The 14,539-nt window shown below is 45.7% G+C and carries 10 protein-coding genes; 7 read left to right on the forward strand and 3 right to left on the reverse strand.

Features of this window, described 5'->3' with window-relative positions; translation table 11 throughout:
• Positions 1 to 12: 12 nt before the first annotated feature.
• A complete protein-coding gene (locus tag NSQ29_RS29215; protein ID WP_340973249.1) occupies positions 13 to 3,174 on the reverse strand; it encodes an efflux RND transporter permease subunit in 3,162 nt (1,053 codons plus the stop codon).
• 114 nt (positions 3,175 to 3,288) lie between these two features.
• A complete protein-coding gene (locus tag NSQ29_RS29220) occupies positions 3,289 to 4,206 on the reverse strand; it encodes a TetR/AcrR family transcriptional regulator (protein WP_341126646.1) in 918 nt (305 codons plus the stop codon).
• 227 nt (positions 4,207 to 4,433) lie between these two features.
• On the opposite strand from NSQ29_RS29220, the gene cls reads away from it, so the two are divergent.
• Positions 4,434 to 5,942 (forward strand): cardiolipin synthase, encoded by a 1,509-nt coding sequence (gene cls / locus NSQ29_RS29225; protein ID WP_042192502.1) that lies wholly within the window; start codon positions 4,434 to 4,436, stop codon positions 5,940 to 5,942.
• A gap of 57 nt (positions 5,943 to 5,999) precedes the next feature.
• On the opposite strand, the gene NSQ29_RS29230 is transcribed toward cls, so the two are convergent.
• Complete coding sequence (locus NSQ29_RS29230) at positions 6,000 to 7,529, reverse strand: phospholipase D family protein (RefSeq protein WP_341126647.1); 1,530 nt, start codon at positions 7,527 to 7,529, stop codon at positions 6,000 to 6,002.
• 187 nt (positions 7,530 to 7,716) lie between these two features.
• Between NSQ29_RS29230 and fni the strand changes: the two genes are divergently transcribed.
• The 6 genes from fni to prmC all read left to right on the forward strand — a co-directional run bounded on the left by fni (position 7,717) and on the right by prmC (position 14,433).
• Positions 7,717 to 8,856, forward strand: coding sequence for a type 2 isopentenyl-diphosphate Delta-isomerase (gene fni, locus NSQ29_RS29235; RefSeq protein WP_341126648.1), 1,140 nt, complete (start codon positions 7,717 to 7,719; stop codon positions 8,854 to 8,856).
• Positions 8,857 to 8,895: 39 nt separating this feature from the next.
• The gene (locus tag NSQ29_RS29240; RefSeq protein ID WP_231573354.1) at positions 8,896 to 9,369 is read left to right on the forward strand and encodes a GNAT family N-acetyltransferase; all 474 of its coding nucleotides are present in this window, start codon (positions 8,896 to 8,898) and stop codon (positions 9,367 to 9,369) included.
• 168 nt (positions 9,370 to 9,537) lie between these two features.
• The gene (locus NSQ29_RS29245) at positions 9,538 to 10,890 is read left to right on the forward strand and encodes a S41 family peptidase (protein ID WP_341126649.1); all 1,353 of its coding nucleotides are present in this window, start codon (positions 9,538 to 9,540) and stop codon (positions 10,888 to 10,890) included.
• Between the two features lie 143 nt (positions 10,891 to 11,033).
• The gene (ychF, locus tag NSQ29_RS29250) at positions 11,034 to 12,134 is read left to right on the forward strand and encodes a redox-regulated ATPase YchF (protein WP_042192499.1); all 1,101 of its coding nucleotides are present in this window, start codon (positions 11,034 to 11,036) and stop codon (positions 12,132 to 12,134) included.
• Positions 12,135 to 12,368: 234 nt separating this feature from the next.
• The gene (prfA, locus tag NSQ29_RS29255; protein ID WP_042192496.1) at positions 12,369 to 13,442 is read left to right on the forward strand and encodes a peptide chain release factor 1; all 1,074 of its coding nucleotides are present in this window, start codon (positions 12,369 to 12,371) and stop codon (positions 13,440 to 13,442) included.
• Positions 13,435 to 14,433 (forward strand): peptide chain release factor N(5)-glutamine methyltransferase, encoded by a 999-nt coding sequence (prmC, locus tag NSQ29_RS29260; RefSeq protein ID WP_341126650.1) that lies wholly within the window; start codon positions 13,435 to 13,437, stop codon positions 14,431 to 14,433. The genes prfA and prmC overlap by 8 nt, the downstream gene beginning before the upstream one ends.
• The last annotated feature ends 106 nt before the right edge of the window (positions 14,434 to 14,539 follow it).

Consider the following 14,539-nt stretch of genomic DNA (forward strand, 5'->3'; position numbering starts at 1 on the left):
GCATCAAGTGTTCTAGTCAATTACCTTTTTACTGCGGAATTTCATCAGGAATTCATACACGACTGGCACTACTACAAGTGTCAGCAGCGTGGAGCTGATCAAGCCGCCGATAACGGTAACACCTAGCCCCTTGGAGATGATCCCTGCACTGTTTTCAAGTCCTGTAACCAGTGGCAGCAATGCACCAATCGTTGCAAGTGCAGTCATCAGGATTGGACGTAAACGTGTGCCGCCTGCTTCAAGCAAGGCTTGACGTGTGGTCATTCCTTCTTTTTCCTTATGAATAACGCGGTCGATGAGGACAATGGCATTCGTGACTACGATACCAATCAACATCAGCGCACCCATGAGGGAGGAGACGTTTAAGGTTTCCCCAGCGATCAGAAGGGCTACGAGTACCCCGATAATGGTGAAAGGAAGTGAGAACAGGATAGCAAATGGAGCTAATCCACCGCCAAACGTAACCACAAGCACGAAGTATACGATGGCAATAGCAGCCGCCATAGCAATACCTAATTGACCAAATGTGTCATTGATCTGCTCGGTTACACCACCGAAGCTAACCGTCACGCCATCTGGTAATTCCATAGCATCTATTTTTTCCTTCACGAGGTTTGAAGCACTATTGACGTCACTTGAAATAATCTCGGCAGTGACATCCACCTTCATCTTACCGTCCATCCGAGTAATCGAGTCAGGGGAAGAGCCGTTTTCAATTTTAGCGACTTGCCCGATTGGCACGGAAATGCCTAGTGGTGAAGTCAATGTAGCCTCTTCCATTTCTTTAATGCTCTTATACGTTTCTTTATCAGTTTCGATATAGACTTTGTAGTTCTTGCCGTCCATTTCTACTTCTGTGAGTACTGGACGTGTACCTGCAGGAGCAAGCTTCATCGCAATTTGTCCCGCTGTAAGTCCAAGGGAGCTAAGCTTTTCTTGATCCGCTACAATCGTATATTGATCGTAAGCTTCTTTGAGACTTGTTTCGCCATCCTTGAAATTAGTGGTGTCAGCCTGTACGATCTTGGCGATCTCATCCGCTACCGGCTTAATTTGATCTAGTTCGTCTCCGAATACATTCACGGTTAACGTGCTTCCACCCATACCTCCGCTCATCATCGCGGACATATCGCCCCACACACCATCTGGGACTTCTGCGGTTAAACCTTCGATCAACTTCTCTTTTACATTTTCGAAATCAGGAGTATTACTATCGTAAACGATGAAAAAGAGTCCTGAGTTGCTGGATCCGCCCATACCCATCGGGCCGCCGCCACCAATGGAATATTGCATTTTATCTACATGCTGCTGCGCTAAAATATATTTCTCAGCTTTCAGGCCTTGTTCTTGAACTTCTTCAGTTCTTTGTCCAGCCTTCGGTGAGTAGGTTAGCATAACCGTTTTATCCTCTTGGGAAGGCATAAAGCTAACGCCGATAGGCTTGATCAGGAACAAGCTGCCCGCCAGGAGCAGAACCGCTACTCCGAACGTAACGAGTTTATGGGAAAGACACCAGTTCAGAATCTTTTGGTAACCGGCAGACATTCTGTCTGGTTTCTCACTATGCGTCTTCTTACCTTTCAATCCGTTGCGGAACAGGGAGTGTGCCATTGCAGGAACCAGGGTAATCGCAACTACCAACGAAGCGAGCAGGGCGAAGACCATAGTTAAAGCGAAAGGCAAGAACAGCTCTCCAACCATACCACTTACTAGAGCAAGCGGTAAGAATACCGCGATGGTTACAATCGTAGAGGACATGATTGGTACGAACATTTCACGAGTGGCTGCACTGATTAATTCCCGGCCTTTTAGCTTCTCGCCAGATAACGAGAGTCGCCGGTATATGTTCTCTATGACTACAATCGAGTCATCGACTACCCGTCCGATGGCAACGGTCATCGCACCAAGGGTCATCATATTAAGCGTAATGTCCATTTGACGCAGACATAACACTGCGATCAGCAATGATAAAGGAATAGAGATGATAGAAATGATTGTCGAACGAATATTCCGCAGGAAGACCAAAATGATAATTACTGCGAAAAGGGCGCCAAATACAGCTTTTGACAACATTGTATTTACGGAGTCCTCAATGGGCTTACCTTGGTCAAGCAGAACTGTAAGGTCAATGCCTTTATATTGTGCTTTTAATTCTTCAGTTTTGTCCTTAACACCATTTACGACATCAACAGTGTTGGCATCGTTGGCTTTGACAATCTGGATACCGATCGATTCTTTACCATTCGTACGGGAGATCGATTCAGAATTACCAACAACCTCAATTGTAGCAAGCTCTCCCAGCTTCACGGTTGGCAATCCCATATTTGCAGCTCCGCCAGCAGCGCCTGCACCAGCAGCACTTCCAGCACCTGCATCGGCAGCGCCAGCTCCAGGAGCCCCAACGCCAGCAGCGCTCGCTGCACCAGTTGGCATAACTGGAATGGTCACATTTTTAAGATCTTCAACGGTGGTGATGTTGCCATCCACGACAACTGCCTTTTGAGCTTTGTCCATCTCGAACAGTCCTAGTGGAACACGGAGGGAAGAGCCTTGAATGATCCCTTTAACCGTATCTTCGGTCAGTCCGTATTGCTTGAGCTTCTCTTGATTGAACTTAAGCGAAACTTCTTTGACGTATTGTCCAGAGATTTGAATAGAAGCAACACCCTCAACATCTTCAAGGGCAGGGCGAATATCGTTCTCGGCAATACGGGTTAGTTCCTCGAGATCTTCTGAATCTCCATTCGATAAACTAAGGGAGACGACAGGCATTGAGCTAAGGCTAAAACGTGAAATGGAAGGCTTTTGCACATTGTCTGGCAATGAGACCTCATTCAGCGCTTCGCGAACAGCTGCTGTAGCATTATCCAGATTCGTTCCATAATCAAACTCGATTTGGATACTGGAGGCATTCTCCAGAGAAGTGGAGGTGATTGTCTTTACACCATCCACATTGCGCAGCTTTTGCTCCAACGGTTTACTGACATCATTAACGACGCCTTCTGGTGCAGCCCCCGGATAAATAGTTGTTACGCTAAGATAGGGTATACTAATATTAGGTAAGGTTTCTTGCTTCATTGTCAGTCCGCTATACAAACCGGCAAATACAATAATTATCGTCAGAAGCCAAATGGCAAATTTGTTCCTGAGCGAGAAATTAATTAAGCTTTTCATAAGTGTTGTTTCTGCTCCTCTCGGGCCTTTTCTTTACGAAATAGGGCGCCATTTTGAAAATTTATAATACTCGCTATCCATGTTCTTCTCTCTCATGAACTCTTTATAGAGCAATTAACGAAATACGCATGAATGATTTGAAAAAGAGGTAACCAGCTTCCTCAATTCTTCCAATGATGTAGTGAGCTCTGAGCAGGATTGGAGGTTGGACAACATCCCCTGTATGATTGCTTTGCGTGGGTGTGGTAAGAGAACTTCGCCTTCTAGAATGTTGAGTGATTCCAGCAAATCGGCTGACTCTTCGGGTTCTATACTATCTAATTTACTGACCGCAGTCTTCATGTCCTTAATGATCTGCAGTGGATTCTTGCGCTTACTCTCCTCATTCTCCTCCATCCAGCTTGCAAGAATGGTAGAGTTGATGAGAGGAGCCTGCTTACTTTTAAGAAGACCAGCTACAATAATATCTAGTAGATTCATTAGATGATCAGCCATAACGGCAAGGGACAAGTGGGTATCCTGACGAAAAATAACCGCAATATATGACTTGATTAGTCCATGACCTACAATACATAAATCTCCGGTATAGGGAATGATGTCTTTTCCATAAAGGGTCTCCATCTTCACCTGAAACCAGCGCAAGAAGGAAGCGTTGTTTCTACGCAGCCATTCCGGTACTTCAGTATCAAATCCTTTTCCGGCAACTTCCTGAATTTGACGCTGTAAGAACTCACGTAATTCGTACACATGACTCAGTAGAATTTCTATTTGATTCCTAAGCTTCTCACGCGGTGTTCTTTGGGTTTCTTGTTCTTCACGTAATAAGGGATCACGAATCATTCGGTAACAATAGAGAAAAATACTGCGTTCCAGTTCTTCTTTGGATTTGAATACTAGATACAAGCTTCCCTTCGAAATTCCGCATAATTCGGCGATCTCTTGCATGGACGTGGAAGAGGAGCCTTTCACAGCGAATAATTGCATGGCGATCTTAATAATCTGTTCCTGCTTGTCCACAGTTTTATCGCTCATTGGGGGGATAACCTCCTTTCTGACTACCCAGTTCTATAATTGACTAATCGGTCAAAATAATTATATTCGATCCATCTTGTCATTACAAATTTCAGAACAGAAGGGTTACAGTTTTGTTGTAAATAGATTTTTACACAGTAATTGTCTAGGAAGATATAGGTTCTTCATGTAATATATAAAATGTGTCATTTTGGTGTTGCTTTTATGAATAAGAAGGTAGGTACAATATGAGAAGAGGACTTCAATCAATAATTATTATTGGGGCTTTCATAGCATTTTATTATTTTGGTTTTGGTATTTTTGGGAGTACTGCTGGAACAATTATTAGTATTTTCTCCACACTGACAGTCGTTTCAATTAGCTTAGCTATTTTTATGGAGAATCGTAATCCTTCTACTACGATGTCATGGATTCTTTTGCTTGCGTTGATTCCGGTGCTCGGGTTGGTCTTTTATTTTCTATTTGGACAGAATGTATTTAAACGTCGTAAATATGATAAAAAAGCACAAAGAGATCTTATGGCCTATGAGCGGATTGAGAATGACGCTTTGCGTACGCATCAAGATTGGTCGGTCTTTGACCCCTCGCGTCAAAAACTACTATTATTATCCAAGACTCTAGCGCGTACTCCTATTTCCTTTGCTTCAGAGACGCGCATCCTTACCAATGGTGAAGAGACGTTTGGAACATTACTGCTAGAGCTGCGACAAGCGAAGCACCACATACATATGGAGTATTACATCTTCCGTGCAGATCACATTGGAACGCGTATTCAACAGATTTTGATCGCAAAGGCGCGTGCGGGTGTATCTGTCCGATTTATGTATGATGCTGTGGGGAGTTTTCAGCTTTCTAAAGCTTTTTTGAAAGAGTTGGTTGATGCTGGAGTACAAGTGGCATCGTACGGTAATTCCACCTCCTTTTTCTCTAGCCGGGTTAATTACCGGAATCACCGAAAAATCGTCGTCATCGACGGTGATGTCGGGTTCATGGGTGGACTGAATGTGGGGGATGAATATTTAAGCCGCAGCAAAACTTATGGATTCTGGCGTGACACCCATATGTTAGTTAGAGGTGAAGCGGTACGGACGATGCAAATCATCTTCTTGCAAGATTGGATGCATACTACAGGTGAAAAAATACTGGAGCAGGATTATCTAACACCACAGCTACACTTTATGACAGGGGACGGAGCAGTACAGATCATAGCGAGTGGGCCGGACAATGAGCGCCGTGCACTCAAAAATATATTTTTCTCCATGATCACCTCAGCTGAGAAATCAGTTTGGATTGCCAGCCCTTATTTCATTCCGGACGAGGATATCCTGACTGCGATACGTGTAGCGGCTATATCTGGTTTAGATGTTCGCTTGTTATTCCCTGCTAAGCCAGATAAATGGATTCCGTTTCTGGCTTCGCATTCTTATTTCCCGGCATTGCTGGAGGCTGGAGTGAAGATTTATGAATACGAGAAGGGCTTTATACACTCTAAGCTGTTAATCGTGGATGGTGAAATAGCGACTATTGGTACAGCAAACATGGACATGCGGAGCTTCCATCTTAACTTTGAGGTAAACGCATTGCTTCTTCAGACAGAGAGTGTTACACGAATCGTTGCTGATTTTGAACGCGATTTATTGTCCACCACTCAGATTGTGCATGAGACCTTTATGAATAAACGCATGGTGGTACGTATACTGGAATCTGCCGCCAGATTAATGTCTCCACTGCTATAACTTCATTACAGATTAAACCACCGCGGAGGGTGCTGCCTTCTCTGCGGTGGTTTTTGTTTAAAAAGTAGTAAAGCCCAGGTTAGTCTGCAGCCGGAACAGGATGTACTTGAACCAGGTCACATCGCTCTGATAGGCCTCAAAAGGTAAAGTGAACGTATGACCCTCGTTATTCCATAGCCGATAAAAGTAGGCTTCCATATCTTTGAACAGAGGCTGATCTCGCTTCATAGAAATCCACAGATCATTCTCTAGATTGTAGTCATCTAGATTGCGAGTGGTGAAATTGGTGGAACCGCCAAGAACGATGGAGCTGCCGGTTTGTTTGGCGATAAAGAGCAGCTTTGGATGATATTGCTCTTTGGTTGTATTGTACCAACGAATAGAGATTTCACCGTTCGTGCGTTTGTTCAGATCCATGGCAACTGGACGGTTGGGGATCCCGATTTTATCACGCCCGAAGGCGTTCTGATTTGGATCCAGGATTAGGTTTACCTTAGCCCCGCGTGATGTAGCCTCTACCAACGCATCCAGAATGGCATCATCAGCAAGATAAAACATCCCCATCCATACGGTATCCCCCTTCCGGGCGGACCTAATGCCTTGCAGCGCATATTTGTATACCTTTCCTTCTGTTAAATAGCGAACTTCTAGAGCTTCCGCTGATGGTAGGTTCTTTTCTTGGGTGAAATTGGGCTTATGAAGTAGCAATGGACCTGCATCTGAAAGATTGGCTGCCGCCTGCTCGGTCTGGAGAATATCGGCAATAATTGGACCTTGTACCTCCAAAGCAATATTGGAGTGGCAGGCGCTGGCATCGTGAACATTTCCAGAGGAAATTAGTGCAGTGTTCTCACTGACAATTACTTTGCGATGGTTCGCCTTCACATTCAGCAGCTTTAGATAAGATCTAGCGGTAATATCCGGTCCACCACTGGCCATAAGATTGGGGATAAAGCCCTTACCGGATTGTCCGAACCATTGAATGAAGGTGCGCCAGACGGCTGAATAGGCAGGTGTAGAATCTCGCAGCGCATTAACATCGGTCATGATGACTCGGATCCCCACGGCCTTCATTTCTTCCAGAAGATGATTGGGCGCTGAGTTGTAATTGGTATTGACCTCATCGGTGATGAAGACAATCTCCATTTCGGGATAGGTTTGCTTTTGTGAGATTAATTTATCTGTCAGCATTCGACTGACTGGAGGGAATGACTGATCTTTATGGGTATAATCATTGAACAGGAACAAGTCGATGACTAAGAACTCCCTTGACTCCTCGATAATATGTAGCATTCTCGGAAGAATTTCACTCTCCTGCTTACCTGTGTCCGTACCGTCTGGATAGGTTAGGTCATGCCAGAAGGATATATTATTCACTTTGTATATGGGACTTTCATAGGAAATCCCAACGGGTAGAGGTTTATGTGTCTGGTATATCATGACGCCGATTAACCAGAGAATTAGAATGACGCAAGCCCATATCACTCGTTTGCGGCGTCGTGAAGAGGTGCGTTTCTTTGGAGCAAAAGCATGGGTTCTATCTTGTATCACTTGGGGCTGAACGGGTTGTTCACGATCTGATCTCATCGGAAGTTCCTCCTGAAAGTATTGCAGAGCACTTCCTTTATAATTATTATGCTCCGGCGTGTACCAACCTATTAACACCTAGTGGGTAGAAATGAAGCATCCCTCGTATTTCACTCACTTCATATTGTAAATTCATCTGGAGGGATATGTTATAATAAGTACAGTTTAGGAATAGGAGGAACGGAGCATGAATCATACGCCAGAAGAGGCCGTACCATATGATGCGAATAGGCAGTCTGGCGCGGATCATGGCAATGGCCTACCAATTGTAGAGGTTTCGGACAAGAATTCTTTATTGCCTGCATCAAGGACAGGTGAACGCAAAATAGAGCATGTACGCCTTTGTCTAAATGAAGAAGTCGGTGGCGTCGGTGTGACTACGGGGTTTGAACATTACCGATTTCGGCATAATGCTCTTCCAGAGCTGAATTTCGATGATATATCATTGCAGACCACGTTCCTGGAACGTGAACTGCGTACACCGCTGCTGATCAGCTCGATGACAGGCGGCAGTGCAGCTACAGGAGCCATCAATGCCCGACTAGCAGAGGCAGCACAGCGTCGTGGATGGGCGCTGGGGGTTGGTTCTGTGCGAGCGGCGGTGGAGCGCTCTGAGCTAACCGAAACCTTTTATGTACGGGACAAAGCACCTGATATACCGGTTATCGCTAATATTGGCGCCGTACAGCTGTCCTATGGTTTCGGGATTGAGGAGTGTCGCCGGGCTGTGGATATTGCTGGTGCGGATTTTCTTGTACTGCATCTCAATGGTCTTCAAGAGGTCTTCCAACCTGAAGGGAATACTGGCTTTGCTTCCTTACTATCGCAGATAGCAAAAGTATGCCGTGCACTTGAGGTTCCTGTAGGTGTAAAAGAAGTCGGCTGGGGCATTGACGGTGATACAGCAGCACATCTTTATAATGCAGGGGTAGCTTTTGTTGATGTAGCGGGTGCAGGTGGAACATCCTGGAGTCAGGTCGAGAAGTTTCGGAGTAGAGACCCTATACGGCGCGCAGCGGCTGAAGCTTTCGCAGACTGGGGTACTCCAACCGCAGATTGCATTGCAGAGGTACGTGCTGTCTCCCCGAAGGGGGCATTGATTGGCAGCGGCGGCTTGAAGCATGGTGTGGATGCGGCGAAGGCATTGGCCCTCGGTGCTGATTTAGCAGGCTTTGGACGCAATCTTTTAGGACCGGCAGTAGATTCTGAAGAGGCGCTAGATGCTGCACTGGCTCAGGTAGAGCTGGAGCTTAAGATAGCAATGTTCGGCATCGGAGCTTCTGACTTAGCAACTTTACGTGGGACTTCCCGTTTAATACGTAAATAAAAGTATATGGTAAATATAGAAGTGAGGAAGTGAAAAAAGATGATGATTAAATTGGTTCATATGGATGAGTCTGCTTTTCAATTTTTCTTAGGTCAAGCTACTCGTGATTACGCTGAAGATAAGATTAAAGCCGGCGCTTGGGACCCTGAAATCGCGATGAAGCTGTCTGAGGAAGCTATAACACAGTCTTTACCTAAAGGGTTGAGCACAGATGGCGCTTATCTATATTCTATAGTAGAAATAAGTAGTGATATCCAGGTAGGATACATCTGGTTTAATGTAAGTGAAGGCCGCAGCGGCCGAGAAGCTTTCATTTATGATTTCTATGTTTTTGAACCGTATCAGAGTAAAGGCTATGGCAAGCAGGCTATGGTCGCACTCGATGAAGAAGCTCGTGAGATGAACGTCACCAAAATCGGGTTACATGTCTTCGGTCAGAACAATCGTGCATTTGAGCTCTACAAAAAAATGGGATATACCGTAACTGACATTACGATGTCTAAAGATTTGTAATACTTAACGTGGAGACCTCGAAGGAGGTCTTTTTTGTGTTGTTCTAAGAAAACTAATGTAAATAATTGTGATAAATATATTTGAATTAGGAGGAATAGAAAAATATGATTATTAAATAAATTCCTGAAAATGGATTCAGCTATATGGAATATTGGAAGGGGGATTAAGGTGAGACCAAGGTTTGTATTACCAGCGGCTTTATCTGTAGCTGCAATACTGTTACTGGTTAGTTGCAACCGTGGGGATTTGCCAGGGAAAAAGCAATCTGCGTCGGGGCAAGTTCAGGCAAGTCCGGTTGCGCCGGTAGCCTCTTCAAAGGTAGCGGAAAAACAGCTAGAAGCGGCGTTGTCTCCATTGACAGTGGAACAAAGATTAGAGGATTTTGATTATATGTGGAAGATTATTGAGGAGAACTACCCTTTCCTAGAGGTAAATAAGCGTCTAAATGGAGAGGATTGGCTTGCGAACAAAGAGGCGTACCGTAATGAAATTGCAGCAGTGAAGACAGATGATGAGTTTTTTAGACGAATGAAATTCGTACTTAGCAGGTTAAATAATGGGCATACGAATTTTTTATCTAAGGAAGAATATCCATGGTTTCTAAATGCCTATGTTCAGGCAGGTTTTGGTTATGAGCCTTGGATCAACGTGTTTCAACAGCCAAATGTGTTGGCTCGTTACAACCAGAAACCTTTAGCGGAGCAGCAAAGCTCTGATGGCATCGTTAACGATATGAATAGTGGTGAGGCAGGGAGTCAGACAGGAAAGACTTCCGGGAATGTAAAAAAGGTTATTATAGAGCCAGAGCAAATAGCGTATCTAGGCATGCGAAGCTTTGCCGGAAGTCTCATGGAGATGGATAGTTCGGAGATTCGTGATTTTTTAATAGAAGTTAAAGATTATAAGACACTAATTCTAGATATCCGCGGAAATGGCGGAGGAAACAGCGATTACTGGAGAGCTCATATTGCTCCTCTGCTGATTAATAAACCTATCGAATACAATACATACTTACTTTATACAAGAGGCAACTATGCTGAGACCTTTATGCAGGCACGTCAGATCACAAGGGGGCAGCAGCCTATTACCAACATCAAAGACGAACAGTTGCCTAATTTACCATCGGAAGCATTAAAAATGTTCAAGACATATAGTAAAAATACAGATGTAGTAATCCCTCAAGAATCCGTTGGTTTTAAAGGAAAGATCTATTTGCTGGTAGATAGCTCTGTGTATTCAGCGTCGGAAGGTTTTGCAGCATTTGCAAAAGGCACCGGGTTTGCGACGGTTGTTGGTGGCAGAACAGGTGGGGACGGACTAGGTATGGATCCACTTGTCGTTGCATTGCCTAATAGCGGTTATGTATTCAGATTTTCCTTTGAGATGGGACTTAACTCTGATGGAAGCTGCAACGAGGAAGTGAAGACAGTCCCTGATGTGGAGGTTGATCCAGATACTTCTAAGCCCCTATTGGATCAGCCGGCGGTGCAAAAAGTATTGGAACTTGCCAAATCCTATTGAAATGGGTTCGCTTGGATAAGGCTGGATTGACACAACTGTAAGACATCCGGTGTTGCTGGAGAATATGTTCTAATATATAATGGTTTAGATCGTATTACTTATTCGGATGATCAATTTTGCTGAAAATAGGAGTTGTCATATAAATGGCTTTGAAAGCTGGAATCGTCGGTCTTCCTAACGTAGGAAAATCCACATTGTTTAATGCGATAACGCAAGCGGGAGCAGAATCCGCAAACTACCCTTTTTGCACGATTGACCCTAACGTTGGTGTCGTTGAAGTTCCGGACGAACGTCTTGATAAACTGACAGAGCTGGTACAACCCAACAAGACTGTACCTACAGCTTTTGAATTTGTTGATATCGCTGGTCTTGTGCGCGGTGCGAGTAAAGGTGAGGGACTAGGCAACAAGTTCCTAGCTCATATTCGCGAAGTAGACGCTATCGTTCATGTCGTTCGTTGTTTTGAAGATGAGAACGTTACCCACGTGGATGGTAAAGTAAATCCGATCAGCGATATTCAGACCATTAATTTGGAACTGATTCTTGCTGACATTGAGAGCATTGAGAAGCGGATTGAACGTTCCCGTAAGAACATCAAAGGCGGCGACAAGAAATACGCTCAAGAAGTTGAACTGCTTGAACGTGTCAAAGAAGTGCTCTACGAAGATAAACCTGCACGTAGTATAGAATTGTCCGATGACGAGAAGCTTATTATCCGTGATCTTCATTTGTTAACATTGAAGCCAGTGCTGTATGCAGCGAATGTAAGTGAAGAAGAAGTAGCAAGTGCTGAGAATAATCCTTATGTGCAGCAAGTGCGTGAATTTGCAGCAACTGAAGGTGCTGAAGTTGTTCCGATCAGTGCTAAAGTAGAAGCTGAAATTGCCGAGCTTGAGGGCGAAGATAAAGCGATGTTCCTAGAAGAACTTGGGCTAGAAGAATCTGGCCTGAACCGTTTGATCAAAGCGGCTTACAAGCTTCTAGGCTTGTATACGTATTTCACGGCAGGCGTTCAGGAAGTTCGTGCGTGGACCATTCGTAAAGGAACTAAAGCACCCGGCGCTGCTGGTGTAATTCACACAGATTTTGAACGTGGATTTATCCGTGCTGAGGTAGTGGCTTACGCAGATCTTTTGGCAGCAGGCTCAATGAATGGTGCCAAAGAACGTGGTCAACTGCGTCTAGAAGGTAAAGAGTATTTGGTGCAGGACGGCGACGTTATGCATTTCCGTTTCAACGTTTAAGAGGACTGAAGCATACTAATGATAAGAGGGTCATCTCAGTCGGTAGAGGGTATCTACTGCTGGGATGATCCTTTTTTAAAATATAAGACATTTATTAAGGGATTTACGCGTACAGAACTGTAGCCATTTCACAATATCTTTGGTATAATATAAAGTCGTATATCTAATTTTATGACATATGTTTTAATCGCTTTATTTGCGAATTTGAAATTGAACTAGGAGAGGTGAATTCCCTTGTTGGACCGATTGCAATCCCTGGCGGACCGCTATGAGAAGCTCAGTGAACTGCTTTGTGATCCGGATGTTGCAAACGACAGTAAGAAACTGAGGGATTATTCCAAAGAACAATCAGACCTACAGCCTGCATTTGAGGCGTATACTGAATATAAGAGTGTAATGGAAGAGCTTGAAGCTGCTAAGCAGATGCAAGGCGAAAAGCTTGATGATGAGATGAAGGAAATGGTCAAGATGGAAATTGACGACCTTTCCAAACGTCAGGTAGAGCTGGAAGAGCAAATCCGTGTATTGCTACTGCCTAAAGACCCGAATGATGATAAGAACGTAATCGTCGAAATTCGTGGTGCAGCGGGTGGAGATGAAGCGGCATTGTTCGCTTCCGACCTTTATCGGATGTACACTCGGTTTGCAGATTCACAAGGCTGGCGCGTAGAGCTAATGGATGTCAACGCGAGTGATCTTGGTGGATTTAAAGAGGTAATCTTCCTTATTAACGGCCGCGGTGCATACAGTAAGCTGAAATACGAAAGTGGTGCGCATCGCGTACAACGTATCCCAGCGACTGAATCCGGTGGACGTATTCATACCTCTACTTCTACAGTATCGGTGATGCCGGAAGCTGAAGCATTTGAGATTGAAATCCATGATAAAGATATTCGTGTGGATACCTTCTGTTCAAGTGGTGCAGGCGGACAGTCTGTAAATACGACCAAGTCTGCAGTACGTGTAACCCATGTACCTACGGGCATCGTTGCTACCTGTCAGGACGGTAAGTCACAGAACTCCAATAAGGAAAAGGCGCTTCAAGTGCTTCGTGCCCGTATATCTGATATGAAACGGCAGGAAGAAGAAGCGAAGTATGCTGGTGAACGGAAGAGCAAAGTAGGTACGGGTGATCGTAGTGAGCGTATCCGGACGTATAACTTCCCGCAGAGCCGGGTTACAGATCATCGTATTGGCTTGACACTGCACCGTCTGGAGCAGGTTATGAACGGAGAAATCACTGAAATTATTTCGGCTCTTTCAATTGCTGAACAAGCTGATTTGATGGATAGTATGGACAATGGATAATAATGCTTTGAACGATGGCGTATTTGTCATGTCGGAAGTGAAAAGCATCCGGGAAGCCTTTGTGGAGGCTTCTTCTTTTTTGAGCCAGAGCGGTTGTAATGAACCGCAGCGCAGTGCGCAATTACTGCTGGAGCATGTGCTTGGCTTGTCCGGGGCAGCGTATTATATGGCGCTGGCGGATTCTTTTCCGGCTTCGGTCAAGGAACAGTGGGAAGCGGGAGTTACCCGCCGGAGTAAGGGTGAGCCGGTGCAGTATATCATCGGCGAGCAAGAATTCTATGGGCGCCCATTTGAAGTGACGCCTGATGTGCTTATTCCACGGCCGGAGACGGAGCTGCTCGTCGAGGCGATTTTGCGGTACGGCGCGGAGCTTTGGCCGTACGGCACGGTTGCGCCGAGTGAAGCGGCGCAGGAAGAAGGCGCTGCTTCGTTAGCAGCAGCGCAAGATCGTGCGGGCGGCGCGGAAGGTGGACGCGCCGTACGGCCGCTGACCGCCGTCGATATCGGCGCCGGCAGCGGAGCGATTTCCGTCACGCTGGCGGCGGAAGCGCCGGCGTGGCGGGTCTGCGCCGGCGATATTTCGCCGGCGGCCCTAGCTGTGGCGAAGCGCAATGCGATGCGCTCCGGCACAGCCGTGGACTTTCGGCTCGGCGATCTGCTCGAGCCGTTCGCGGGGATGGAGACGGATATTCTCGTCTCCAACCCGCCGTACATTCCCGGCGAGGATATCGCTGGGCTGCAGCGTGAGGTGCGCGACCATGAGCCGCGCACTGCGCTGGATGGCGGAGCGGACGGGCTGGACCCGTACCGCCGCATGATGGAGCAGCTGGCGCTGCTCCCGGCACCGCCGCGCCTGATTGGTTTTGAACTCGGCTTCGGACAAGCCGAGCAGGTGGCTGCGCTACTGGAAGCGGCGGGTCATTGGAAAGAGATCATCACCATTAATGATCTGGCTGGAATTCCACGTCATGTGCTAGGTATAGCACGATAATACTGCATGCTGTGCAGGGGACTCCTGTTGATCAGGGAGTAAAATTGTATTTTCAACCCGACTTCCTTTACAATAGAATTTAACCGGACTTCTTGGTGAACCATAA

The organism is Paenibacillus sp. FSL F4-0236, assembly GCF_038000135.1.
GTDB lineage: Bacteria > Bacillota > Bacilli > Paenibacillales > Paenibacillaceae > Paenibacillus_AQ.